25 protein-coding genes are annotated in these 25,027 nt (G+C 65.0%); 6 read left to right on the plus strand and 19 right to left on the minus strand.

Going from position 1 to position 25,027, the window contains the following annotated elements; translation table 11 throughout:
• The first annotated feature begins 14 nt into the window (after window positions 1-14).
• From V7Q53_RS00375 to V7Q53_RS00385, 3 genes are all read left to right on the plus strand, one after another.
• On the plus strand, window positions 15-1,379 hold the full coding sequence (locus V7Q53_RS00375; RefSeq protein ID WP_333826370.1) for a carboxylesterase family protein: 1,365 nt from the start codon (window positions 15-17) through the stop codon (window positions 1,377-1,379).
• A gap of 309 nt (window positions 1,380-1,688) precedes the next feature.
• The gene (locus V7Q53_RS00380) at window positions 1,689-2,570 is read left to right on the plus strand and encodes an alpha/beta hydrolase (protein ID WP_333826371.1); all 882 of its coding nucleotides are present in this window, start codon (window positions 1,689-1,691) and stop codon (window positions 2,568-2,570) included.
• Between the two features lie 2 nt (window positions 2,571-2,572).
• Window positions 2,573-4,120: an ABC transporter substrate-binding protein gene (locus tag V7Q53_RS00385; RefSeq protein WP_333826372.1), complete on the plus strand. Its 1,548-nt coding sequence runs from the start codon at window positions 2,573-2,575 to the stop codon at window positions 4,118-4,120.
• A 47-nt stretch (window positions 4,121-4,167) separates the two neighbouring features.
• Here V7Q53_RS00385 and V7Q53_RS00390 read toward each other — a convergent pair whose 3' ends face one another.
• The gene (locus V7Q53_RS00390) at window positions 4,168-5,115 is read right to left on the minus strand and encodes an alpha/beta hydrolase (RefSeq protein WP_333826373.1); all 948 of its coding nucleotides are present in this window, start codon (window positions 5,113-5,115) and stop codon (window positions 4,168-4,170) included.
• A 62-nt stretch (window positions 5,116-5,177) separates the two neighbouring features.
• Here V7Q53_RS00390 and V7Q53_RS00395 point away from each other — a divergent pair, with 62 nt between their 5' ends.
• Window positions 5,178-5,819 carry an FMN-binding negative transcriptional regulator gene (locus V7Q53_RS00395; protein ID WP_333826374.1) on the plus strand — a complete coding sequence of 214 codons (642 nt, stop codon included), beginning with the start codon at window positions 5,178-5,180 and terminating at the stop codon, window positions 5,817-5,819.
• Here V7Q53_RS00395 and V7Q53_RS00400 read toward each other — a convergent pair whose 3' ends face one another.
• Genes V7Q53_RS00400 through V7Q53_RS00420 form a run of 5 tightly spaced genes read right to left on the minus strand, consistent with a single transcriptional unit; the run spans window position 5,820 to window position 11,246 of the window.
• A complete protein-coding gene (locus tag V7Q53_RS00400) occupies window positions 5,820-6,665 on the minus strand; it encodes an alpha/beta hydrolase (RefSeq protein ID WP_333826375.1) in 846 nt (281 codons plus the stop codon).
• Window positions 6,662-8,323, minus strand: coding sequence for an ABC transporter ATP-binding protein (locus V7Q53_RS00405; protein WP_333826376.1), 1,662 nt, complete (start codon window positions 8,321-8,323; stop codon window positions 6,662-6,664). Before V7Q53_RS00405 ends, V7Q53_RS00400 begins: the two co-directional genes overlap by 4 nt.
• A complete protein-coding gene (locus V7Q53_RS00410; RefSeq protein WP_333826377.1) occupies window positions 8,320-9,162 on the minus strand; it encodes an ABC transporter permease in 843 nt (280 codons plus the stop codon). Before V7Q53_RS00410 ends, V7Q53_RS00405 begins: the two co-directional genes overlap by 4 nt.
• Window positions 9,159-10,100, minus strand: coding sequence for an ABC transporter permease (locus tag V7Q53_RS00415; RefSeq protein WP_333826378.1), 942 nt, complete (start codon window positions 10,098-10,100; stop codon window positions 9,159-9,161). The genes V7Q53_RS00410 and V7Q53_RS00415 overlap by 4 nt, the downstream gene beginning before the upstream one ends.
• 9 nt (window positions 10,101-10,109) lie before the next feature.
• The gene (locus V7Q53_RS00420; protein ID WP_333826379.1) at window positions 10,110-11,246 is read right to left on the minus strand and encodes a C45 family peptidase; all 1,137 of its coding nucleotides are present in this window, start codon (window positions 11,244-11,246) and stop codon (window positions 10,110-10,112) included.
• Between the two features lie 147 nt (window positions 11,247-11,393).
• Between V7Q53_RS00420 and V7Q53_RS00425 the strand changes: the two genes are divergently transcribed.
• Window positions 11,394-12,302 carry a GntR family transcriptional regulator gene (locus V7Q53_RS00425; protein ID WP_333826380.1) on the plus strand — a complete coding sequence of 303 codons (909 nt, stop codon included), beginning with the start codon at window positions 11,394-11,396 and terminating at the stop codon, window positions 12,300-12,302.
• A 7-nt stretch (window positions 12,303-12,309) separates the two neighbouring features.
• Here the strand turns inward: V7Q53_RS00425 and V7Q53_RS00430 are convergent, their stop codons facing one another.
• From V7Q53_RS00430 to V7Q53_RS00440, 3 genes are all read right to left on the minus strand, one after another.
• Window positions 12,310-12,624, minus strand: a complete 315-nt coding sequence (locus V7Q53_RS00430; protein ID WP_333826381.1) for a DUF2218 domain-containing protein — start codon at window positions 12,622-12,624, stop codon at window positions 12,310-12,312.
• A gap of 180 nt (window positions 12,625-12,804) precedes the next feature.
• Window positions 12,805-13,095 carry a hypothetical protein gene (locus tag V7Q53_RS00435; RefSeq protein ID WP_333826382.1) on the minus strand — a complete coding sequence of 97 codons (291 nt, stop codon included), beginning with the start codon at window positions 13,093-13,095 and terminating at the stop codon, window positions 12,805-12,807.
• Window positions 13,092-13,247, minus strand: coding sequence for a hypothetical protein (locus V7Q53_RS00440; protein ID WP_333826383.1), 156 nt, complete (start codon window positions 13,245-13,247; stop codon window positions 13,092-13,094). The genes V7Q53_RS00435 and V7Q53_RS00440 overlap by 4 nt, the downstream gene beginning before the upstream one ends.
• A gap of 31 nt (window positions 13,248-13,278) precedes the next feature.
• On the opposite strand from V7Q53_RS00440, the gene V7Q53_RS00445 reads away from it, so the two are divergent.
• Window positions 13,279-13,413 carry a hypothetical protein gene (locus V7Q53_RS00445; RefSeq protein ID WP_333826384.1) on the plus strand — a complete coding sequence of 45 codons (135 nt, stop codon included), beginning with the start codon at window positions 13,279-13,281 and terminating at the stop codon, window positions 13,411-13,413.
• A gap of 89 nt (window positions 13,414-13,502) precedes the next feature.
• Here V7Q53_RS00445 and V7Q53_RS00450 read toward each other — a convergent pair whose 3' ends face one another.
• The 10 genes from V7Q53_RS00450 to V7Q53_RS00495 all read right to left on the minus strand — a co-directional run bounded on the left by V7Q53_RS00450 (window position 13,503) and on the right by V7Q53_RS00495 (window position 25,023).
• A complete protein-coding gene (locus V7Q53_RS00450; RefSeq protein WP_333826385.1) occupies window positions 13,503-14,972 on the minus strand; it encodes a phospholipase D-like domain-containing protein in 1,470 nt (489 codons plus the stop codon).
• A gap of 138 nt (window positions 14,973-15,110) precedes the next feature.
• The gene (locus V7Q53_RS00455; protein ID WP_333826386.1) at window positions 15,111-16,646 is read right to left on the minus strand and encodes an aldehyde dehydrogenase (NADP(+)); all 1,536 of its coding nucleotides are present in this window, start codon (window positions 16,644-16,646) and stop codon (window positions 15,111-15,113) included.
• Between the two features lie 71 nt (window positions 16,647-16,717).
• Window positions 16,718-17,860: a fumarylacetoacetate hydrolase family protein gene (locus tag V7Q53_RS00460; RefSeq protein WP_333826387.1), complete on the minus strand. Its 1,143-nt coding sequence runs from the start codon at window positions 17,858-17,860 to the stop codon at window positions 16,718-16,720.
• 10 nt (window positions 17,861-17,870) lie between these two features.
• Entirely contained in the window at window positions 17,871-18,638 is a 768-nt protein-coding gene (locus V7Q53_RS00465; protein WP_333826388.1) for an enoyl-CoA hydratase/isomerase family protein, read from the minus strand.
• Entirely contained in the window at window positions 18,635-19,732 is a 1,098-nt protein-coding gene (locus V7Q53_RS00470) for a carbohydrate ABC transporter substrate-binding protein (RefSeq protein WP_333826389.1), read from the minus strand. Before V7Q53_RS00470 ends, V7Q53_RS00465 begins: the two co-directional genes overlap by 4 nt.
• Entirely contained in the window at window positions 19,729-20,922 is a 1,194-nt protein-coding gene (locus V7Q53_RS00475) for a CaiB/BaiF CoA transferase family protein (protein WP_333826390.1), read from the minus strand. Before V7Q53_RS00475 ends, V7Q53_RS00470 begins: the two co-directional genes overlap by 4 nt.
• A 31-nt stretch (window positions 20,923-20,953) precedes the next feature.
• Window positions 20,954-21,739 carry an SDR family NAD(P)-dependent oxidoreductase gene (locus V7Q53_RS00480; RefSeq protein ID WP_333826391.1) on the minus strand — a complete coding sequence of 262 codons (786 nt, stop codon included), beginning with the start codon at window positions 21,737-21,739 and terminating at the stop codon, window positions 20,954-20,956.
• On the minus strand, window positions 21,736-22,914 hold the full coding sequence (locus V7Q53_RS00485; RefSeq protein ID WP_333826392.1) for an aldose 1-epimerase family protein: 1,179 nt from the start codon (window positions 22,912-22,914) through the stop codon (window positions 21,736-21,738). Before V7Q53_RS00485 ends, V7Q53_RS00480 begins: the two co-directional genes overlap by 4 nt.
• Before the next feature lie 93 nt (window positions 22,915-23,007).
• Window positions 23,008-23,922: a sugar phosphate isomerase/epimerase family protein gene (locus tag V7Q53_RS00490; protein WP_333826393.1), complete on the minus strand. Its 915-nt coding sequence runs from the start codon at window positions 23,920-23,922 to the stop codon at window positions 23,008-23,010.
• 15 nt (window positions 23,923-23,937) lie between these two features.
• Window positions 23,938-25,023: a Gfo/Idh/MocA family protein gene (locus V7Q53_RS00495; protein WP_333826394.1), complete on the minus strand. Its 1,086-nt coding sequence runs from the start codon at window positions 25,021-25,023 to the stop codon at window positions 23,938-23,940.
• Window positions 25,024-25,027: the final 4 nt, after the last annotated feature.

Consider the following 25,027-nt stretch of genomic DNA (forward strand, 5'->3'; position numbering starts at 1 on the left):
CAAGGGGAAAGATCATGATGTCTGAACCATCGGCCGCGCCCTTCGCCGCACCGTCAGCACCCGTCTTCACACCGCCTTGCGGCCCCATTGAGGGCTGGATGGATGGCGCGGTCAAGCGGGCCACGGGCATCCCCTATGCGCGGGCGGGCCGCTTCCGCCAGCCGCAGCCCGTCCCCGACTGGCAGGAAACGCTGACGGCCACCCGGCCCGCACCCGCCTGCCCGCAACCTGACACCCCGTTTCTGAACCAGATGCTTAGCTCCACCTTTGACAACCTTTCGTTTGATGAGGACTGCCAGAATCTGTCCATCACCATGCCGGCCGATTGCACCGCCGACGAGGGGTTGCCGGTCATGGTCTGGGTTCATGGCGGCTCATACGTCAGCGGGGCGGGTGATCTGACGCAGTTCGACCCCGTCGCACTGGTGAGCGAGCAGCGGGTCATCGTGGTTGCGGTGACCTATCGTTTGGGTCTGCTGGGTTTTCTGGGCGATGGCCCCGACCGCCCCGCCAATCTCGGCCTGCTTGACCAGCTTGCCGCTTTTGCCTGGGTTCAGCGCAATATCGCGGCCTTCGGGGGCGACCCGCGCAGCGTCACCGCCTTTGGCCAGTCAGCGGGGGCCGATGCGCTGGTGCAGCTCATGGCCACGCCGGGCGCCGACAGGCTGTTCCGGCGGGTGATCGTGCAGAGCGCGCCGCTTGGCATCGGTCGCGGACGGGCGCGCATGAACGCCGCAATGATGGAGGCCGCGCGCGACATCACGGAAAGCACCCCCCTTGCGCAGGTGACCGAGACCCAGGCGTTGGTCGCGCAGGCGGGCGGATCGTTCGGGCTGAAAAGCTTCATGCCGTTCGGCCCGCAGCATGAACAGGCGCCGCTGCCCGGCGAAGAAGCGGCCGACGCCGCGCGACAGGCCGTCGCCCCGAAGATTGACCTGATGGTCGGCTATACGGCGGAAGAGGCGCGGTTTTTTGTGCCGGTCATCCCGAAGCTTGAACGGATGAGCAGGCTGCCGCTAATCGGCCCTCCCCTTCGCCGTGGGGTAGTCGCCCTGCTTACCCACATCATCTATGCGCGCGGCGCACGCCGGTTTGTGCAAAGCCACCGGCGGGCAGGCGGGCGCGGCTATCTCTACCGGCTGGACTGGTCGGCGCCTGACAGCGGTCACGGCGCCTGCCATGTCATCGACCTGCCCCTTCTGCTGGGCACGCGCGAAGCATGGGCGAACGCCGCCATCCTCGGGAACACCCCCTGGGAAGAGATCGAGGAAAAGGGGCAGAAGCTCCGGCAGCTCTGGGCCCGGTTCGCGCGCGGCGAGACGCTGGAAGAGCAGGGCACAGTCGAGGGCGTGCTGCGCTATACCACGCCCCAGGCCTGATTGTGCTGCACCGCCCCTGATCACGGCGCGGACCTTCGCTGTCGCGCGGGAAACGCCCCGGAAAATGCGTGTGCCGGGGCACCGTTCTGTCTGCCGCTTGCCCTGAAGGAGGAATACACCCGCCAGCGGGATCGCGCAACTTTGTCAGGACCATGCCCGCCTTCATGCGCAGCAGTGCCGACAGGTGCCGGGAACGACAGGAACCCGCAGTTCACTTTTCAATCCCTCCATAAAATGCTTTTCATAGCTACAAAGTACCGTTATGGTCGATCCTGACAAAGCCTCGCTCCGCACTGAGAAGGAGAGACCATGCGCAAGATCCCGGGACATGGACGAAAACTGACCTATTACGATTTCGGGGCGACGACGACCTATGCCGCCGCCAGCGATCCGCGCTGCGCCTGGTGTGCCTATGTGCCGGAATCCTACGATGAAGACGGCGATCAGAGCTATCCTCTGGTCGTGATCGTGCACGGCACAGAGCGCGGCATGCACTACTACCGCACTGCCTTCACCGACTTTGCCGAAGCGCATCAGGTGATCGTTCTCTGCCCGCTTTTCCCCGTCAATCTGGCATTTCCGGGTGATTTATCCTCATACAAAATCCTTCGGTATGAAGACATTCATTATGACCGGATCATGCTGGGCATGATTGACGAGGCGCAGGAGAAATGGCGCATCGCCGGGGACCGGGTTATGATGTACGGCTTTTCCGGCGGCGGGCATTTCACCCATCGCTTTCTCTATCTCTACCCTGAACGCCTGCTTGCCGCCGCCGTGGGCGCGCCCGGGATTGTGACGCTGCTGGATGACCGGCATGACTTCTGGGTCGGTACCCGCGATCTCAAGGAACGCTTCGGCCGCGCGGCTGATATGGAAGCGATTGCGCAGGTGCCGGTGCTGCTGATCGCCGGTGCCGATGACACCGACACCTGGGAAATCACCATAAAAAAGGATGACCCCTGGTGGATGGAAGGCGCCGATCTGGCGGGCGCCAACCGTGTGGCACGCATCACCGCGCTGACCGAAAGCCTGAAGCGCGCGGGCGTCAGTGCCGAGCTGACACTTGTTCCCGGCCAGCGCCACGATGACCGCGAACTGATCCCCTTGGTCAAGGAATTCTTCGCCCGACAACTGGACCGCAGCCAAACTGCGGCCGCCCCCCGCTCTGCAACCAACATGGAGACATGATGATGACTGCCCGCTTTCTGATGCTGGCCGCTGCCGCCGGTGCCCTGCTGCTCCCTGCTGCCGCCCAGGCCGAAACGCTGACAATCCGCCTGAATGCCGATATCCGCGGCACCGATGGCATTAACCGTGATGCCAATACCGATACGGTTCTGCATCACATCTTTGAAACGCTGGTCGCGTTTCAGGATGATCTGACCATCGGGCCGCTGCTGGCCCAAAGCTGGGACGTGTCCGAGGATAACCGCGTCTACCGCTTCACCCTGCGCGAAGGTGCCACATTCCATAACGGCGCGCCGGTCACGGCGGAAGATGTCGTCTGGAACTGGGACTACCGCATGGCCGACGGCAGCGAATGGTTCTGCCAGCCGTTTTTCAACGGCAGTCAGGGCCTTGAAGTGCAGGCAGTCCATGCCGAGGGCAGCGATACCGTGGTCTTTGAACTGGCCGCGCCCAATGCCCTCTTTCTGCCGCAACTGGCCAATGTGCAGTGCAACGGCTGGATCGCCAGCCCGGACAATGTCGGCGAGGATGGTGAATGGCTTGAGGGCGTGGCCATCGGCAGCGGCCCGTTCCAGATGGAAGAATGGGAGCGGGGACAGGCGATCACCCTCACGCGCTATGACGCGTATCAGCCGCTTTCTGAGCCGCGCTCCGGGCTGGCCGGGGACCGCAGCGCCGGAGTTGAGCGCCTGCGCTTCATGGTGGTGCCTGACACCTCCACCGCCGAAACCGCGCTTTATGCCGGTCAGATCGACATTCTGCCCGCGATGAACGCCGAACGGATGAGCGATGCCGAAGCGCGGGGCATGCAGATCGGATATGCGCCGGGGCTGGCCTTCACGCCCCTGCTGTTCCAGACCCGCGATCCGATGATGCAGGATGTGCGGCTGCGCCGCGCCATCGCCCATGCGATTGATTTCGAAGCGATTGCCGAGCTTCGCAGCCACGGACTGGCCACGTTCAACCCTTCGGGCGTGGCGGACGCCAGCGCCTATTTTGACGAAAGCTTCCGCGAATGGCCCGCCTATGACGTTGAGCGCGCGCAGGCCCTGCTGGCAGAGGCGGGCTATAACGGCGCGCCGATCCGCATCCAGACCAATTCGCGCTACAGCGGCATGTATGAAAACAGCGTGCTTGCTCAGGCGATGCTGCAGCAGGCCGGGATCAATGTTGAACTGGAAACGCTGGACTGGGCAACCCAGCTCGACAACTACCTTTCCGGCAATTTCCAGATGCAGTCCTTCGGCTATTCGGCGCGGCTGGACCCGGCGCAGCTTTACAGCATCCTGCTGGGCAACAAGGATAACCGGCCCACTATCCAGTGGGAAAACGACGAGGCCTATGCGCTGCTCCTTCAGACGATGTCCACCACCGACTTTTCTGAGCGTCAGTCGCTGTTCCGGCAGATCCACGCGCTGATGGTGGAGGATGTGCCGCTTCTGGGCGTGTATTATGAGCCCGAAACCGGCGCATGGCGCCCCGGGGTTGACGGGTTCGAAGTATGGCCGGGCGGGCTGCCCCGTGGCTGGGGCGTGTCAGTCCAGCGCTGACAATTGTCAGTGTGCAAGTTGGGGGGCCGCTGATGCGGCCCCCTTTTTCATGCCAGCAGCGCCGCAAGCCTTGCTGCCGTGCGCTCGAACGCGGCTTTTGCGCCTGCGGATACCCCGGCATGGCCCATGAAATTATGAACCATTTCCGCTTCGCAATGATAATCCGCCGTGCCGCCGCTTTCGCGGATCCGCGCGGCGAGGGCGGCGCCCATGTCGCGCAGGGGGTCATGCCCCGCCGTCACGATTGTCACGGGCGGCAGCGCGCCCAGCCCCGGCGCCAGCAGCGGCGAGGCGCGCGGGTCCAGCGCATCTTCCGGGCTGGTCAGATGCGCCTCGGTGAAAAGAACCATCAGCCGTGTGTCCAGAAAGAAGCCTTCGCCAAAGGCCTCAATCGAGGGGTATTCAGCACCCCCGGCACCGAAGGGGCGCATGTCGCTGACCGGGTACAGCGCCAGCACACCCCGGATCTGGCCTGGCAAGGCGAGCGCCGCCTGCAACGCCAGCCCACCCCCCGCACTGTCACCGGCAAGGCCCACGCGCTGCGGGTCCAGCCCCAGTTTCGCGGCATTCTCAACGGCCCAGCGGGCGGCGGCGGTGGCATCCTCCTGCGGGGCGGGGAAGCGATGCTCGGGCGCCAGCCGGTAATCGACGCTCAGCAGGCTGACCCCGCTTAAAGCCGTCAGATGGTGCGATTGCGCGTCATAGGCCTCCAGATCGCCTAGCATGAAGCCGCCGCCGTGAAAGTAGAGCGCCAGCGCCCCGCCCGGCTCGCCCCGATACAGCCGCGCGTTCAGCGGGCCTGCGGGTGTCGGCAGTTGCAGCTCCTCAACCGGGACGCGCCGGGCGGAGGTGATGCCACGCTCGCGGTAGCGCGTGCCATAGGCGACGCGGGCCTGCGCCAGCGGCAGGTCGGCAACGCTGGGGCCGGTGTATCCCTGTGCGGCAGAAAGCATTTCAGCGATCTGGGAATCAACTGTCTTGGGTGGAAAGGCCATTGTTGCGCCCCTGTTAATGTTTTATGATTAGTCATAATGCATACTTCTGGCGAGCGATCAACATGCCCGATGCCCCCGCCCTCTATGTTCCCCCGGCGTTTGCCGCGCCCGCCGCTACCCTGCGCCGCTGGATCGCCCGCAGGCCCTTCGCGCAACTGGTCACCGGCAGCGCACAAGGCCTGCAGGCGACGGCGACACCACTGGTCTTTGCCAGCGACGCGGCGGAAGAGCCGTTCTTGCTGGGCCATATCGCCGGGCGCAACCCGCAGGCGAAGGTGCTGGAGGGCCCGGCGCTGGCGCTGTTCCGGGGTCCGGATGCCTATGTCTCGCCGCGCTGGTATCCGGGCGGGACCGATCTGCCGACATGGAATTATGTCGCCGTTCAGGTCCACGGCATGCTTGAGCCGCTTGATAGCGAGGCCGGGCGCAGACAGGTTCTGGCGCGCACCATCTCGGTGATGGAGCGTGACCGCCCCACACCCTGGAGCCTTGATGAGGCGCAGCCCGAGCGGGTGACGGCGCTGCTACCGCATATCCGCGCCTTCCGGCTGCGGATCAACCGGATCGAGGGGATCGAAAAGCTGAGCCAGAACCGGCCTGAGCCCGCCCGGCTGGCCCTCATGGCGGCCTTGCAGGACACCGGCGCCACGGGTGCGGCAGAGGTGGCGGCGCTGATGGCGGAACGCCGCCCGCACGGCGGCTGATCAGCGCCCGGCGATCAGCCCCGCCATCCAGTCACGGACACAAGGGATCATCGCCGCCCCGTCATGGGCCGCGCCCGGCACCAGATCAAACCGGACAGCGCAACCAAGGTCGCGCAATGCCTGCGCCAGACGTGTGGCGCGCGCGATGCGGTTGGCATGGGCCTGCCATGCGCCCCCTTCCATCCACCAGCCATCGCCCGGCTCAAGCGTGATTTCCCATGTTTCGGTATCCTGCGCACCGACGCACAGATGGACCGCCACCTTGCTGATCGCGCTCAGATCAGGCGGATGGCCAAAGATCGTGGCAAAATTCCTGACCCCGGCCCACCAGTCAACCGTCGGGTCCGGCAGGGTGACGATACCGGGCGCGCCGATGGAGACCCCGGCAAGATGCTGCGGATGGGCCATCAGGAAGCGATGCGCGAAATGCCCGCCGCCTGAAAAGCCGTGCAGCAGAAAACCGCCCGCGCGCAGCGGATAGCGCGCGCCCACCTCTGCCACCATGTCCAGCAACAGCCGGTCATAGGCGATGCCGCCGCTGCGCAACAACTTGTAGCCAGACAGATCGCCCGGCCCCTCTATCCCCGCCGGGAAAAGCGGGGCCAGCATCAGCGCGCCATGCTCCTCGGCGAAACCGGCAAAGGCATCGCGGTAGGCCTCAGCGGTTCGCGCCGTGCCATGCACCGCCACCACCAGCCGGTAGCCGCCTTCAGGGGCGGTGCGCGGAACATACAGGCAGTATGAAAAGCGCGGGTCGGTCTGCAGGGCGAAATAGGGGGTGATGCCCAGATCATAATACCCCAGCGCGCCGGGAACCGCCCCTTCCTGGCCCGGATACCGGCTCATTGCGCGGCCTCCGGATCGCCAAAGCGGCGGTCGATCAGCATCGCGGCATCCAGCAGCGCGGCGGTATAGGGGTGTTGCGGCGCATCAAAGATCGCATCGCGCGCACCCAGTTCAACGATCTTGCCCGCCTCCATCACCGCAACCCGGTCGGCAACCTGCTCCACCGCGCCCAGATCATGCGATACGAAGAGGCAGGCAAAGCCAAACCGCTCCTGCAACGCGCGGATAAGCTTCAGAATCTGGGCCTGCACGGTCATATCAAGCGCCGAGACCGGCTCATCGGCCACGACAAAGGCCGGCTTGCGCACCAGCGCGCGGGCGATGGCGACGCGCTGGCGCTGCCCGCCCGAAAGCTGATGCGGCAGACGGTCCATGAAACCGGCATCCAGCCCCACGGCCTCCAGCATTTCGGCGGCGCGGTTACGGTGGGTGGCGGCATCAAGACCCCGCTCAAGGCGCAGCGGCTCGGCCACGATGGCGCCGACACGCTGGCGCGGATCGAGGGATGAATAGGGGTCCTGAAACACCATCTGTATCTGCTGGCGCAGGCCCGGTCCCGGCGCGTTCCAGTCCAGCGGGGCGTCGCGAAAGCGCATCTGCCCGGAGGCGGGCTGCACCAGTCCGACAAGCGCGCGCCCCAGCGTTGTCTTGCCTGAACCGGAGCCACCAACCAGCGCCAGCGTCTCGCCCTCATGGATGGTCAGGTCAACTCCGCGCACGGCATGGGTCGGCGCGGTGCGTGAGAACAGTTTCTGACGGCCGGGATAGGTGATGACCAGATCGCGCACCGAGATCAGCGGCGCCCCGGCCGCGCGGCGCGGGCCACCGGCCTTGCGCCGGGGCAAGGCATCGACCAGACGGCAGGTATAGGCATGTTGCGGCGCGCGCAGCACGGTGCTGGCCGCGCCGCTTTCGACCGCCGATCCGTCCTTCATCACCACCACATCGCGCATATAGCGTGCGACCATCCCCAGATCATGGCTGATCAGCAGCACGGCGGTGTTGTTCTCCTGCGTCAGCTCAATCATCAGATCCAGCACTTCGCGGCTGACCAGCGTATCCAGCGCGGTCGTCGGCTCATCGGCGATCAGCAGTGCCGGGCGGGGCAGCATGACAGAGGCCAGCATGATCCGCTGCCGCATCCCGCCCGAAAACTCATGCGGATAGGCCGAAAGGCAGGCGGCGGGGTTGGGAATGCGGATGCGCTCCAGCATGGCCAGTGAGCGGTCGCGGATTTCGGCGCGCGACAGCCGGGTATGCAGGCGCAGCGCCTCGGCCATCTGCTCACCCACCGTCATTGACGGGTTGAGAGAGACCATCGGCTCCTGAAACACCATGCCGATCCGGGCGCCACGGATACGCCGCAGCGCCGGTTCCGGCTTCTGGCACAAATCGGCGCCTTCAAAATGGATCTGGGTGCCTTTGGCGATGCGCAGCGGCGAGGGCAGCAGGTTCAGCAGCGAGCGCGCCACCATCGTCTTGCCCGATCCGCTTTCACCGACCAGCGCCAGCGTGCTGCCCTTGGCCAGCGTGAAGGACAGATCGCGCACCACACTTTTCCCGGTATTGCCGATCTCCACCGTAAGCGAGCGGACATCCAGTGTCAGCGCCGGGGACTGAGACTGAGCGCGGGGGTCCGGCTGGGTCAGAGTGGTCATGCAACGCCCTCCATCTTCGGGTCCAGCCAGTCGCGCACCGCGTCACCCAGCATGTTGACCCCCAGCAGCGTTATCGAAATGCACAGGCCGGGAAACAGGATCAGTTGCGGTGCCTGCGCGATATGCGGACGGGCGGTGTTGAGCATGTTACCCCAGCTTGGCGCGGGCGGCGGCACGCCAAGGCCCAGAAAGCTGAGCGCGCTTTCCGCCAGAATGACCCAGCCAAACATCATCGTGCCGACCACCAGAAGCGGCGCCAGACAATTGGGCAGAACGTGGCGCCGCATGGTAACCCATTCGGAATTGCCGATCACGCGGCTGGCCTCGATAAACTCGCGCTCGCGGATCGACAGGACAGAGCCCCGCACCACCCGCACCACAACCGGCGCATAGGCCAGCCCGAGGGCGACGATGATCCCGTTTCGGCTGGCGCCGAACACCGCCATGATCCCCAGCGCCAGAAGCAGGCCGGGGAAGGCCAGCATGGCATCGTTGAACACCATCAGAATCCGGTCGGTCCAGCCCCGGCGATACCCGGCGATCACCCCGATTGACGCGCCCAAAACCACCGCCACGAAAACGGTGATAAGCGCGATGGTTACCGATGTCCGCGCGCCCGCGATCAGCCGTGACAGCACATCGCGGCCAAATTCATCGGCACCCAGCAGGAAACCGGCCTGCGGAGGGGCCAGCCTTGCGCGCAGATTGATCTGCAACGGGTCCGCGGGTGAAATCCACGGGCCGAACACAGCGATCAGCAGCGCCGCCCCCACGATGATCAGCCCCAGAAGCATGTTCAGGCGCATGCGGCGCACGGCGGTAAAGGCCTGCGCGATCATGCTGTCACCCGCGGGTCAAGGAAGGGATAGACCAGATCGACCAGCAGATTGACGATCACATAGACAAAGGCAATCAGCAGCAGGCAACCCTGCACCACCGGATAATCGCGCGCATAGATCGAATCAATCAGCAGCCGCCCCAGCCCGGGAATGGTGAAAACCGTCTCGATCACCGCGATATTGGCCAGCAGCGAGGCAAGGATCAGGCCGATCAAGGTCCAGGTCGGCGCAAAGGCGTTGCGGAAGGCGTGGCGCCAGACCACCTGCCGCTCGCTCAGCCCCTTGGCGCGGGCATGGGTGATGTAGTCCAGCCGCGCCACGTCAATCGTGCTGGCGCGGGCCATGCGGGTGATGGCACCGAATTCGATCAGCACCATCGTTCCGATCGGCATGAGGGAATACAGGAACGCCCCCCAGAAATCCCGCTCGAACGAGACATAGCCGACGACCGGCAACCAGCCCAGCGAGAGGCCGAAGAACATGATGAACATCAGCCCCAGCCAGAAACTGGGCACCGACATCGACAGGGTGGCAGCGGCGACGATGCCAAGGTCGGTGGGCCGGTCCTGACGCCAGGCGGCCAGCATACCGGCGGGGACGGCGATCAGCGTCGCCAGAAACACCGCCACCAGAACGATGGTTGCCGATACCGTGAAACGGTCCAGCATCAGCGGCAGCACCGCCTGCCCGGTGGCGATGGAGCGGCCCAGATCGCCCTGCAACACGCCGCCGATCCAGAACAGGTACTGAAGCGGCAGCGGCCGGTCCAGCCCCATCGCCGTGCGCATCGCCTCCAATTGTCCCGGCTGGGCCATGTCCCCCAGCATCAGCGCGGCCGGATCACCGGGGATGTTGCGCATCAGGAAAAAGACCATAAGCGACACCACGGTCAGTGTGGGGATCGCCGTCAGCAGTCGGTACAGCAGGAAACGGACCATGCCTTGCTCCTATTCGGCGGCGCGCGCGGTGGGGAAATCGCACTCCGGCTCAAGCTGGTATTCGGTGAAATGCCGGTTGATCGCAGGCAGCGGGGCAATCTGCATCCGCCCCAGCGCGGGCTCCATGATGATCATCGCCACCGTGGCTGACAGGTTCCCGCCCTCTTTCTGAAGCGGCGGGCGGCACACCGCATAGGGCGTCGCGAAATCGTCGAACAGAGCGTCTTTCAGATCATCGGCGGTGACCTTGCCGCGCGCCTGCATCAGGCGCCGCCGCACCCGGCGATCACGGTAAAGGCTGTCGGGCACGCTGGGCAACCCCGTTTCGCGCAGCTTGCTCAGCGCCACCGCGCTTTGCCAGTGATTGGCATGCACGATCATGTCCTCATCCGAAAAGAGGGTGAAGGCCTCATCGGGCGCGCATTCGAAATTCACCGCCTCGCCGCCCGCATGGCTGAGCATCATGTTGTTGGAGCCTGATTTCGGCGTAGTGGCGACAACCTTAAGCGCCAGCGCGAAATGCTGCGCTTCCAGCGCGCGGCGGCGGATCAGCGGCAGCGGAATACCGACGGCCCTGTAATCGCGCTCGCATTCCAGATAGTTGGCGGTGATGGCAATACCTGCGGCGTTCATGCCGCTGCGCGCCAGCCCGCCCGCCTCGGTAAAGGTCAGCAGGTCAGGCCCGTTTTCGCGCCGAATATGCAGCACAACCGAGGTTTCGGCACATTCCGCCTTCCAGTCCCAGTTCTGGCCATGGATCACATGGCCCTCTGCCGTGCCTTCGGGCAGGATCACAGCGCCGGTGCAGCCGTCCGGCTCGTCATCGCGGTGGCCGGTCTCGCGGTGGGCGATCTGCAGAACCTCGGTCCGGGCGTTGAGCAAAACCACCTCATCCAGCGAGCAACCGGCCCCGCGCGCAATTCCTTCCATTTCCTCCACAAGGTCCGGTGCCCAGTCGCGCAGCGCGGGCAGGAACCCGTTGCAGACCTCGGCGATACGGTCCTTGCCGAAACCCATGCGCCCCATCTGTTCGGAATAGTGCTGAATGGACAGGGCCACACGTCCCCGCGCGGCTTCGCCATGGATTTCACCGCGTCGGAGGGGGGGGCCCGCAACTTCGATAAGGGGGAAGGGTGTTACGGGCATGGAAACCTCCGGTCTGATTCACGCCGACCTTAAATGCACTATACTTACATGAAAAGCATTATCTGCATTCTCAGGAGAATTTCTGGGATTGCCCAATTCCTCGTCACCGCTGCATAATATAGCCTCGAAATACATAGAAGAGGCGCCATGCCCGACGCTGTTCCAACTGACCGCAAGTCTGAGCCAAACCCGCTTCGTCTGGATCTGGCCCGCAAGGTGCTGCACCGGCTGCAGGCAGAGCGGGCGCAGACCGGCCTCCGGCTGTCGGTGCCGGAGCTGGCGAATGCCTTTGGTGTCTCGCGCACACCGATGTCAGGGGCGCTGGAAATTCTGGTCGAATCCGGGGTGCTGCGACCCGCCACGCCGCGCGGGCTGGAGGTTGCGCGCCCGCTTGAAGGGGTGGCGATAGACACGCTGCTGCCCGATTCACCGCTTGAGGCGCTGTATCAGCAGGTGATGCGCGACCGCGCGACCGGGGCCTTGCCGCAGGAAGTGTCCGAGGCCGAACTGATACCGCGCTACGGGGCCACGCGCGGCACGATACGCAAACTGCTGATGCGCTTTTCATCCGAAGGGCTGGCGCAGCGCCAGCCCGGCCACGGCTGGCGTTTCAGCGACAGTCTGGATGACGATACCGCCTACCGCGAAAGCTATGAGATCCGGTTGATCGTGGAATGCGGCGCGCTGGCCTCGCCGCATTTCAGGGCCGAACCTGAGCGCATCGCCGCCATCCGCCGGGCGCATGAAATGATCCTCAGCGGCACCACCAAAGCCAGCAATGGCGATGTCTGGTTCAGGATCAATGCCGATTTCCATGAGGGGCTGGCGTCGTTCTCGCGCAACCGTTTCGCGGTGGAGGTTGTCCGCCAGCAAAACCACCTGCGCCGCATGCAGGAGGCCGCCGCCTTTACCGACCTGCCGCAGGAGCGGGTGATCCAGTCCTGCCACGAGCATCTGGCGATCCTTGATGCGATCGAGGCAGGGGACCGTGACTGGGCCGGGGCACTGCTGCGCCGGCATCTCATGGCGGCGTCCGACTACCGCTGGCCGCTCTGAGACAGGCTCAGTCCGGGGTGGCTTCTGCCGCACCCGTGGGTGCCTGCCAGTCCATCCCGGTGAACCCTTCGCGCCAGGCGAAAATCACCAGGTGCTTGTCGATCACATAGCGCGCATCAATCACCTCGCGCGGGCCGGGCGCTGTCAGCGTGACGTGCAGGCCCGCAGGATCGGCGGTCAGGCTGACCGGCGATTCGCTGAGCTGAAACGCGCCGGAATGCTCATCAAAGGTGACTTCCAGCTTGTGCGCAAAATGCTTGCAAAGCTGTTGCAGAAAGCGCGAAGCGTTCTGCGTGGCGAAAAATCCGGTTGTCGTAAGCAAGGGCATTCCTTCGCATTAATCCCGATCATTTTGCATGGTTATAGGACAGTCGCGCGTCAGACAAGAGCGGTAGGCCCCCGGACATCAGGTGAAGACATCGGCGACATAGCGGCCGTGCACGCCCTCCATTTCATCTGCCCAACCCTGCGCCTGATCCTCAGGCGTGCCCGTGGCCTCCATCTACGCCTTGATCAGCGTTTCACGCACGGCGGGCGCCATATCAAGCCCGTCGCCGCAGACATAAACCGTCGCGATCTGTGCGCGGGCAGCCGGTTGCGCCAGTTCGACATAGCTGGCCAGAAGTTCACCGCAAGCAACCGGGTGCCCCACCGGCAACCCCGCACCGGACCGAGCGCTTTCGATCACCACCAGCGCGTCAGCGGCAAGCCCGAAACGGCGAAGTGCAAGGCCCACCTGCGACGCGGGATTGCGCGGCAGCACCGTCAGATAGTCCCCGGCGCGGTAGGTCATGCCCTCAGGCAGCGCCGCAGCGCGATATGGCGTTTTGAGGGCGCCCCGGGCGCCGAGATATCCATCAGCTCACGGTTCTCAACCACGGTGCCCGCCGCCAGATCATCCAGCCGCAAGGCGCTGGCGCTGGTGGTGTTCCTGTCCACGCGCATTTTGCCCTTCAGGCCCAGCCCTTCCGGCGCGATGGCTGCGGACCGCAAGACGGTACTTGCTGGTGGTATCATGTGGCTGGTGGTCAGCTGGCTGCAGTCCGGCGCTGACAACGCCCCGGACATGGCCGGGCGGATGGCACGGATTGCGGCGGATTTCGCTGACTGAAGACGCCGCCCAGGCACACCCCGCGCGCGTTTCCTGTCAGTGCGGCTGTTTCTCCGGCGCCCCGCCTATTGAGGGTGCTGCCCCTGTAATCAGCCTGACGTGCGGGAAAGGAAAGACAGGATACTGTTTGCCCGCCACGCCCATGCCGGCCTTTCAGGATCAAGAAGGCTGTTTTCGCTAAGCACCTCTTCCTCCACCGCGTTCAGCTCAGGCGGATCGAAGGGTACAAGGCTCCGCCCCGCGCCGCGAAGGCTTTCGACAGCCGCGATCAGAGACCCGTCCGCGCCATCCAGCGCCGCTTCCACTTTCCCGGTGCTGACGCCCAGATGCTCGGCCAGCAGGGCATTGCGAAGGCCGGTAATCTGCCCGCGCACCGCATCCGGCATGCCTTCAAGCACCTCGACCGCAAGGTCGCATTCGGTATCGAAGCCCAGCGAGCGATTGTTGAGGTTGGAAGAGCCGACACGCAGCAGGCCATCATCCATCACCAGAACCTTGGCATGCACATAGATCGGCGTGCCGTTCTGCGCGACCGGCGTGTAAAGCCGGAAGCGCCCGTGCACATCCGCTTTCCGGATCATCCGCAACAGCCGCACGCGAGATGCGCCCATGACCTTTTCCTCCAGCCAGCCATTGGCGGATTCCGGGTTCACAATCACGAACTCGGGGCCATCCGGCTCCTGCAAGCGGCGCGCCATGGCCTCGGCAATGGTGCTGGAGGCGAAATACTGGCTTTCGATGTAAAGCGAACGCTTCGCCCCGGCGATGGCGGCAAGATAGAGCGCTTCAATCTCAAAGACCGGCGGGTGCCCGCCATAGCCCGGCTGGGTGCGCGCGATCGCCACATCCACCCCGGTCATGGACGGCTCAAGCCTGTCGGGCCAGGGGTCGCTGCCAGAGGGTGGTGCTGCAAGCTCTTCGCCCGTCGCCCGTTTCCATCGGTCGCGCGCCAGATCCCCCAGCGCACGCGCGGCATCGCCATCGACAGCTGTGGTGGCGTCATGCCAGGGGCCGTAGCGTCGCTTTGATCCCGGCCTGATCCTGCGCGGATCCTCGTCCAGATGTTCATGGGTATCCCAGCGGTCGGCGGTCATGTCGATGCCACCGCAAAAGGCCAGCGCATCGTCGATCACGACAACCTTCTGGTGATGGGTGGCACTGACCGGGTGGGCATGGTCAAGCTTGAAGTGGATGCGCCGGCTGGTCATCCAGTCCAGAATCATCATCGGCGTTGCACCACGGCCAAGGGCCTGTATGACGCCAAGATCCCATTTCAGGATGTAGATTTTCAGATCCGGCCTGCGCTTGACCGCCCAGTTCAGGAACCGGCCAAGCCGGTTGGGCACCTCGCCGGAGCGGTCGGTGGGATCAAGCTTGATCCGTGTGTCAAAATCCCATCCGATCAGCATGACCGAATGACGGGCCTTGAGGATGGCCGCGCGGATGGTTGCGAAATAGTCGGCAGCATCGACAATGACCGCAAGGCGGTTCGCCCGCTCGATACGCCAGCATGTTTCGCCGGGCCGCAGGATCCGCGCAGCGCGTTCGCCCTCAACCATGCCGTGCCATCCCCCGCGCCGCGCGCCGCGAAAATCGCGGCGATCAGCCCCTTGTTTCGCCCGTCGCAGGTGCCGACGCAAGAAGGGAGTCCGGGGCGGGTGACCCGGACAGCCCTCGCCCCACTGTCAGCCCCGCTCTCAGGCGCCCAGATCGAACGGCTCCAGCAGATCGCGTGGCACGTTCTGAAAACAGACCGGCCGCAGGAACCGGCGGATCGACAGGGTGCCGACCGAGGTAGCGCCAAAGTTGGTTGAGGCCGGGTAGGGCCCGCCGTGAACCATGGTATCGCTGACCTCAACACCCGTGGGAAAGCCGTTGACCAGAAGGCGCCCGGCCTTGCGCTCAAGGATGCGCAGCAGACGGCTGGCATGGGGGCTGTCGTCGCGGTCCATATGCAGTGTCGCCGTCAACTGCCCGGCAAAGGCACTCGCAAGGGCCTCCATCTGCTCGGGCGCATCGACGCGCAGAACAAGGCCCAGCGGGCCGAAAACCTCTTCGCCCAGTTCATGGGTGCTCAGAAAGGTCTCGGCGCTGGCCTCAAACAGGCCCGGCAGGCACTGGCGGCCTTCCCCCTGACGGTTCAGCAGCGCCTGAACACCGGCGACCCTGCCAAGGCGCTCTCTGCCCTGCTCATAGGCGCTGGCAATGCCGCCGGTGAGCATGGTCTGCGCGCCGGTCTGCGCCAACGCATCGCGGGCGGCGGCAACAAAGGCATCGCCCTCCGGCCCCGTCATCACCACGGCAATCCCCGGGTTGGTGCAGAACTGCCCGGCCCCCATGGCAAGTGACGCCGCCCAGCCCTTGCCGATTTCCGCGCCGCGCGCACGGGCCGCATGCGCCAGAATGAACATCGGATTGACCGATCCAAGCTCACCGAAAAACGGGATCGGCTCTGGCCGCGCGGCACACAGATCGAACAGCGCGCGCCCCCCGCCAAGCGAGCCGGTGAAGCCCACCGCTTTGATCAGTGGATGCTGCACCAGTGCCTGCCCGACATCGCGCCGCCCGCCCTGAATCAGGGAAAACGCCCCAGCGGGCATGCCGCAGGCCACAATCGCGGCCTGCACCGCCTCGGCCACGATCTCGCCGGTGCCGGGATGGGCAGAATGGCCCTTGACCACCACAGGACAACCGGCAGCAAGCGCGGCAGCCGTATCGCCCCCGGCGGTGGAGAACGCGAGCGGGAAGTTCGAGGCACCGAACACCGCCACCGGGCCGATGGGGCGCTGCATCATGTTCAGCTCCGGCCGGGGGGCGGGCTGGCGGTCAGGCAGCGCAGGGTCATGGCGGCGGTCAAGGTAATCGCCCTTGCGGATATGTTCGGCGAACAGGCGCAGCTGCCCGGTGGTGCGGCCCCGCTCACCTTCAAGCCGGGCCTGCGGCAGGCCGGTCTCAGAGGTGCCGATGGCGGTGATCGCCGCCCCGCGCGCGTCGATCTCGTCGGCGATCCGGTCCAGAAAGGCGGCGCGCGCCACGCGGCTGGTACCGGCATAGGCCGCAAAGGCCGCTTCGGCGGCGTTGCAGGCGCGGTCAACCAGTTCAGGCGTGCCAACATGGAAGGTATGCGCTTCGCCATGCGCCGGTTCCGAGGAAAACACCGAGGGGCTGCCAACCCATTCCCCTGCGATCAGATGCTTGCCATGCGGGGTATAGGCGGCGCTGGAATCGTTCATGTGTTCAGTCCCTTTTCATGCGGTCGTCCGGCAGCCCTTGCGGCTTGCCGGGCAGATTCTGGGGGGGCAGGTCAGCCCAGCAAGCCCCGTCCGGCCAGACTGGCCATCAGGCGGCGGGTGCCAAAGGTCCATTCAGGGGCCTCGGTCGAAAGCTGCACGGTATTGGTCAGCTGGCCCAGCCCGGGCGCGGCAATGGTGACCACGTCGCCGGTTTTGTGCGTGAAGCCCTCGCCGGGGGTGTCGCGGTCTTCGGTCGGTGCGAACAGCGTGCCCAGGAACAGCATGAAGCCATCGGGGTACTGATGGTGCCGCCCGATGGTCTGGGCGACCAGTTCCTCAGGATCGCGGCTGATTTCCGACATCGAGGAGTGGCCGGTCATGTGGAACCCGTCGGTGCCGCTGACCGTCAGGGTCAGCTCCGCGCGGCGCACATCATCCAGCGTGAAGCTTTCATCGAACAGCCGGATCAGCGGGCCGATGGCGCAGGAGGCGTTGTTGTCCTTGGCCTTGCCCAGCAGCAGCGCCGAGCGCCCCTCGACATCGCGCAGGTTCACGTCATTGCCCAGTGTCGCGCCCATAATCCGCCCGCTGGAGGCAACCGCGAGCACAATTTCAGGCTCAGGGTTGTTCCAGCGTGAGACCGGGTGCAGCCCCACCGCCGCGCCCGTGCCGACAGCGGCCATGGCGGGGCATTTTGTGAAAACCTCGGCATCCGGCCCGATGCCCACCTCAAGATATTGCGACCAAAGCCCCTCGGCCTGAAGCGTGCGCTTGACCTCAGCCGCTTCAGGCGAACCAGCCCGCAGGTTGCGCAAGCTGTCGCCGATGGCCTGCGCGACGCGCGCGCGGATCGCCTCGGCGCGGGCCGGGTCACCGGCGGCTTTCTCTTCGATCACCCGCTCAACCATCGAGCGCGCGAAGGTCACGCCGCAGGCCTTGACCGGCTGAAGATCGCAGGGTGCGAGCAGATGCAGTTGCGCGGGGTCAACCGGGTTGGCGGCGATTGTATCCAGCGCACCAAGTACGGTGCCGGAGCAGGCGCGCACATGCTGCGCCGGGTCGGCAAGGTCCAGCACATGGCTGACGGTGGGCGCCTGCGGGCAGGTGATGTCCACCACCTGCCCGTCGCGCAGGGTTACCACGGCGGGCCCCTGCACCTGCGGTAGCCAGACGCGGCCCAGCCAGAGGCCTTCGGGCGTGTCGATTACTTGCATTGTCTGCTCCTTACCGGCGCTTGAACACGGGCGCGCGTTTTTGCGCAAACGCGGCACGGCCCTCAGCGGCATCTGCGGTGGCGAAACAGATCGCCTGCAAATCACGCTCATAGGCCACGGCCTTTTCAAGCGGCATGTTATAGGCGGCCTGAAGGTTCAGGCGCGCGGTTTCCGCCGCGATGGGCGCGCGGCTGGCGATGGTGGCGGCGATGGCATGCGCGCGCTCCAACAGCGCCCCGGGCGCGGTTACCTCGCTGACGAGGCCCCATTGCAGCGCCTTCGCGGCATCAACCGGATCGCCGGTCATCACCATCATGGCCGCGTTCGACGGGCCGATGGAATGGGCCAGCAATGCCGTCATCCCTCCGCCCCCGATCCAGCCCAGCTTGATCTCTGGCGCGGCGAGCAGCGCCTTGTCAGAGGCGATGCGGATATCGCAGGACAGCGCCATTTCCAGCCCGCCGCCCATCGCATAACCATTGATCGCCGCAACCGATGGCTTGAGCAGCGCACGCAGCGCATCGCAATATTCAGGCCGGTTGCGGAAATCCCACGGCGTGGCGTAGCGGTCCAGATCGGAGATGTCCGAGCCCGCGCAGAAAGCCTTGCCGGTGCCGGTCAGGATGACCGCGCGCGCCTCATCACTGGCGTTGATCCGGTGCACGGCATCCCACATCAGCTGCGCCATTTCCGGCGTCATCGCGTTCAGCTTTTCTGGGCGGTTGTAGGTGATCGTGGCGATGGCATTTTCTATGGTCAGCGTCAGCGGCGCGGTCATGACGGGCTCCTGTCATTGCGGCTTTCCTCAAACATCAGGCGGAGCTTTGCGGCAGTCTGGGCCGACGGGCTGCCCGCGTCAAACGCTGCGCGCAGCAGGGCCGAGGCCTGCGCCTGAAACGCGATATAGCCGTTGTGGCGGGGCCTGACGGTGGCGGCCTCCAGCGTCGCGGCGGTGTTCTGGTAGAAATTGCCCCAACCGGCATTGACCTGCGGGTCAGCCCATGCCGCACGCAGGCCCGGCTGGCCGTCATGCGCGGGGATGAAGCCGCGCTGCACGTCCTCGGACATAAGCCAGAGCAGATGGTCGATCAGCCCCTGATCCACCTTTGCGCGCCGTGAAATCGCAATGCCCGTGCCCCCCAGAATGGAGCCGGGCCGCCCGCCCGCGCGCGGCGCATCAAGGAAGGTGACGGGCCGTCCGGCGCGGGTGTAGTTCACATAACCATAGATCAGCGGGATCAGGTGGATATCGTCTGCGGTGCTCATATGCCCCAGCAGGCCGATGGGGTTGAGGGTTCTGGTATGCGCAGGCGTCCGCGCGGCAAGCGGGGCGAGGATTTCGATGGCATCCACCGCCGTGCTGTCTGATGGCCAGCCGCCGTCGCGCATATCCAGCAACGGATCCAGCGCCGCGCAGACCGACAGGAACGACAGCGCGGCATGCGGGCCTGCCAGCGACAGCGCGACATGGCCGCGCTGTGACAGCGCCTCCACCTCAGCCCATGTCACTGGCCGCCCCCCGGTCAGATCAGCGCGCAGCGCCATGACCTGCGTTGCGGCATCCAGCGGCAGCGCCCACTGGTGGCCTGCCATGCTGTAGCTGGCATGCGCCGGGCCGATGGCGCCCTGTGCGATCCGGTCCAGCGCGGCGGCGGGCAGGACGGTATCCAGCGGCAAAAGGCAGTCTGCCGCCAGCGCCTCACCCAGATGCGGATGGTCCAGCACCACAAGGTCATAGGCCGCGCAAAGATCGGCGATAGGGGCCGATTCAAACCCTTCCAGCGGCTGAACCTCCCAATCCACCGGGCCGGTAGCCGCCGCCAGCGCGTTGAAGCCGCGCGGATGGTCCCATGTCAGGCCGCGATACCTCATGCGTCCCCCCGGCCGATGGCACCTGCCTGCACCAGTGCCGCGATCTCATCCGCTGAGAAGCCACTGGCTTGCAGAATGTCGTCGGTATGCTGACCGGTCAGCGGTGCACCAAAGCGCAGCTCGGAAGGCGTGCGCGAAAAGCGGATGGGAAAACCCGGGGTTTTCACCCGGCCCTCGGTCGGATGGTCGTATTCGATAAAGGTGCCGTTGTGAGCGATCTGCGGATCGGCGACCAGATCGGCATAGCCATAGACCGGCCCGCACCAGACGCCCTCGGCCTCCAGCCGCGCAAGGCAATCGGCGGTTGCGAACCGCGCGATGGCGTCGCGGACCATGGCGAAGGTCTGATCGCGGTCCTCCCACCCGGCCTTCATCTCATCCAGCGTGGCCAGTTCAGGGGCTTCCAGCGCGCGCGCCAGGGCGGGAAAAGCGGGCATAGCCAGCGCGATGAAACCGTCGGTGGTGGCGAAGGTGCCATAGGGTGCGCGGATATAGACATGCGCATGCGGCTCTGCCGTGCGTTCCTGCGGCTTGTGGCCCACGGTGAAAACCGACAGCTCCTGCATCTGAAGGGTGGTGATGGCGTCCAGCATATTGACCTCCACCTTCTGCCCCTCGCCCGTGCGTTCGCGGTGCAGAAGCGCGGCCAGCGCGCCCTCAAACGCGGTATAGGCGGTGACGGCATCGACCAGATACTGGCCTGCGGCCTGCGGCGGCTCACCCTTGCGCCCGGTGGAAAGCATGGCGCCTGACATGGCCTGCAACAGCAGGTCCTGACCGGGGCGGCGGGCATGCGGCCCGTCTTCGCCATAGCCGGACATCGACACATAGATCAGCCGCGGGTTCAGTGCCGAAAGGGTCTCATAATCCACCCCCAGCCGCCCGGCGACACCGGGGCGGTAGTTCTGGATGAACACATCCGCCTGTTCGACCAGCCGCTGCATCACCGCGCGCCCGCCCTCTGACTTCAGGTCGATGGCCAGCGAGCGCTTGTTGCGGTTGAGCGACAGGAATGAGACATTGATTTTTTTGCCGGTGATGCCGCCTGCGGGCGCGTGACGCTGCCATTCGCCGGTGAGCGGCTCCACCTTGATGACATTGGCGCCCAGATCGCCCAGCCGCTGCGCCGCAAAGGGCCCGGCCATGGCGATCGAGCAGTCGAGAACGGTGTAGCCGTCAAGAATTCCCATGATAGTGCGTTCCGATATGTTGAAAGGGTGATCAGCTCATGTTCCAGCCGCCATCGACGGCAAGGCTCTGGCCGGTGATGAAACCCGCGCTCTCTGAGGTCAGGAAAAGGATTGCCGCGGCGATGTCATCGGGGCTGCCCCGGCGCTTGACCGCCTGATGATCCAGCACGAAGCGGGTGTAGGCGTCAGGGTCCGGGTGGATCTTCTCGGCATCGGTGGGAAAGGCGCCGGGCGCGATGGCGTTGCAGGTGATGCCCCATTTGCCGAACTCACGCGCCCAGGCACGGGTCAGGCCCAGCAGCGCGCCTTTTGACTGCACATAGGGCGCAAGATTCTCCCACCCGCCGGTGAGGGTGATGGAGGTGACATTGACGATCCGCCCCCAGCCCTGTGCGCGCATGCCAGGAAGCGCCGCGCGGGTGCAGATCAGCGCGGCCTCGACATTGACCTGATGGACAAGGCGGTGCTCTTCCATCGAATAATCCTCAAAGGGTTTTGAGGGGTAGATGGCCGCATTGTTGATCACAACATCCAGCGGCGCCTGCCGGGTGATTTCGGCAAGGCGGCTTTCAAGCGCCGCCTGATCGGTCAGGTCCATTTCCAGCAGATGCAGGCGCGCGGCGAGATCGGCGGGCGTGTCGGCGCGCAGGCTTTCGTTCTTGGAATGGTCGCGGTCCAGCGCAAAGACCTCGGCTCCCGCCGCCAGCAGCGCCAGCGTGGTCTGATGGCCCAGCCCCCCGGCGGCCCCGGTGTAAAGCACGCGCCTGCCAGTCAGCACCTCAGGCGCCTGCATCCGCATCGGTGTCTCGCTGTTCATGCACGCCCCCCGATCGGCAGGAAGTTGCCCGAGGGGGTGGGGTAATCCTGCACCGGCTGGGCGGCGATGGCGGTGATCATGGCCTCGGCGGCCGAAATGCTGTCGGCATCGGGCAGCACGGTGAAGGTGGTATCATAGCGGCGCTCTTCGCCGTGGCTCAGACGGATCAGCTCACCGCGTTCGCGCGCGCCGGCATTGCCCAGAACGTGGTTGGTGGCAGGCTCAATGCCGACGGCATATTGCCCGGCCTGAAGGTTCTGCCATTCATACATGCAGGGGAACTGGTCCTTGCGGGTGGTGACCATGAAGCCAAGGCCCAGCCGGTCATTGACCAGCGCCACGGGCACCAGCCCCCCGGCATCCGCCGCCATTTCATGCTGCCAGACCTGTTCATGAAAGCCCATCTGCGGCGCGGGCAGGGTGCGGTAGCCCACGCCCTGCTTGCGATACTCGGCCTCATGCGCGGCCCAGACCACATCACGGACCGGCGCAAGATAGCGCGCACCCTCCTCAACCACCGGATGGCCGATGTTGATGTGGTAGCACAGCATATGCGGGGTCTCGTAAAAGCCCCGGTTCACCACCCGGTCGGAAAGGCGGATCGCATCAGTACCCACCTCGGCCTCGATCCGGCGGTGCAGTTCCAGATGCTCGCCAAAAACCGTGCCCTGCGTCACCACCCCTTCGGCCCACAGAAAACAGCGGTCGCCTTCCCACCGCTCGCCATAGCCGGTCAGGCGGGCGGGGATGGTGCCCGCGCGGCCATGCAGCGAGTGGCTGGCCTTGGCGCGGGGGCCATAAATATATTCCGGCGTCGGCGCGTCATGCATGAACAGGATATGATCCAGCCCGCAGGTGATCATCAGGCCCGAGAAACTGCGCATCCAGCCCAGACCACCCTCACCCTCATACTCATGCAGGGCGGGGTGGCGGAAGCCTGCGGGCGAGTGCCAGCCGATGGCACGGCCCCCATGCTCGCAATCGGCGATATCCATCGCGCGATCAACGAGAACGGTAAACCGCAGGCCGGTCCCGGTGCGGAACTCCAGCAGGCGGATACCCCGCTCAAGCCCGTCGCCAAGCGTCATCAGGCGCACGCCTGCCGCATGGCCCAGCGATCCGCTGACGGCCTCGGCCTCGGCGCGGGTTAGGTTTTTGCCGTATAGCTTGACCATTGCAATTCCGTTCGCCACCGGCGGTTCCGGGGCGCCTTTGTCGTTGTCTGATGCTGGAAGGCAGGCCGGGCAAACCGGCCTGCCTGCGGGCGTTCAGCAGCCGTTCGCGCGCAGCTTGCCGTCGATGAACTTCTTGGCGCGCGGCACATCATCCTCGCTCAGATGCTCGATGATCATCGCAATATTGGGGTGCTTCTTTGCCAGACGCTGGAAATAGAGGTCATAGTTCAGCTCCCCCAGCCCCGGCGCCGGAAGCTCGATCTCGCCCACACCGCGGAAGGTGTGGCTTTCGGCGGCGCTGTCATCACCGATGTCAGAATGCTTTTCAGACTTGTCCTCGCCCGAGCGTTTGACATCCTTGGCATGCGCAATGCAGATCTTGTCGCTGAGCGCGTCAAAAACATGGTTCAGCACCTTGTCCATCTGGTCGATGTTATGCGCCTCGAAGTAGTTCGTCGGGTCCATCAGCAGGCCAAGGCCCGGATGATCAACCTCGGCGAACATCCGCAACGTCTCCTCGACCGAGCCGACGACGTTGTTCACATAGGTTTCCAGCAGGAAGACCGCGCCATGGTCATAGGCGTATTGCGACAGCTCGCGGATCACGTTGCGGCAATCTTCCCATCCCTCTTCGGTCTTGTTCTTGGGGTGATGCACCCAGTCCGAGGTGGTATCAAACGTGCCGGTTTCCGAGATCACATAGGGCGTACCCAGATACTGCGCATGCGCGATCAGCTCTTTCAGCCGCGCAAGGCGTTCCTTGCGGGTGGCCGCGTCCGGGTGGACGATGTTGGTATAGCCCGAGATCGCGCAGATCGGCAGGTTATGGTCGCGGAACGTGTCGCGGATGGTGCGGCACTTTTCCGGCGTCATCTGGCCGTCGCTGACGTCGATATCCTTGAAATGCAGGTCAAGCTGGACGGTGGTGAACCCGTGGCCCTGAATGACCTCGCAAGTCTTTTTCAGCCCATACGGGAAATAGCCGCTGAATATGCCGGTATGCATCATGATCGTTTCTCCTCCTCAGTCGTTTGACAGGTCAAGCCGGATGGTCCGGCCCTCGTTGATGGATTGGTAAGCGGCCTCGACAAGCGCCATGGTGCGCACATTGTCGGCGACGTTCAGAACCGGATCGGTGCCGGTGTCGATGGCGTGCTGAAGCTGCTCCATCACGCCGATGAAAGCGTGCGGGAACCACATGGTTTCCCATTGGGGCGACACCCATTTGCCGCCCGTCACGCCCTTGGCGTTGAAGCTCAGCGTCGAAGCTGCGCCCGTGGGCCAGCCGATGGTGCCCTTGGCCACGCCGCGCGTGCCCTCGACGCGCCAGGTGATGTGCTGGTCATCCTCATAGCCCTCTTCGCGCGGGCCGGACCACACGTCTTCGGTGCTCAGCGCCAGCAGGCCGGAAGGGAAGCGCAGGGTGGTCACGACGATACCGTCGGAATGCGCAAAGGTCGTGCGCGGGTCGGTGCGGGTGATGCTGGTCACCTCATCAGGGTCGCCGAACAGAAAGCGCAGCGCATCAAGGTGATGGACTGACATGTTCGACAGCGTCAGGCGGTCATAGCCTTCCAGAAACCCCTGCCAGTGCGGGATGGCGTGCATGTCGATCTGCGCGAAGACCGGCTCACCCAGATCGCCGCTGTCTAGGATCTGTTTCAGAACCTGCATCGACTGGTCGTAGCGCATGTTCTGATTGACGCTCAGCGGCTTGCCCGCCGCTTTCGCCTCATCACGCAGCGCGCGGGCCTCGGCCAGCGACAGCGCCAGCGGCTTTTGTGCCAGCACCGCTTTCACATGCGGCGCGGCCAGTGCCTTGCGGATCAGGGCGGGCTGCTGGTCTGGCGGATAGGCGATATCGACGATCTCGACATTGGGGTCATTGATCAGCGCCTCGGGCGTGTCATGCACCGTGGCGATATTCCAGCGCTCAGCAACCTTCTGCGCATTGGCTTTGGTGCGCGAGGCAATCGCCACCACCGGGAACCCAGCCTCGGCATAGGCGGCCAGATGGCAATCGGCCATGATCATGCCCGCGCCGATCGCGCCGATCTTATATTTGCGGACCCTGACCTGCGGGTCCGGCCTGAATGCGGTGTCTTTCATGCGG

The sequence above is a fragment of the Pararhodobacter sp. genome (assembly GCF_036802785.1).
GTDB lineage: Bacteria > Pseudomonadota > Alphaproteobacteria > Rhodobacterales > Rhodobacteraceae > Pararhodobacter.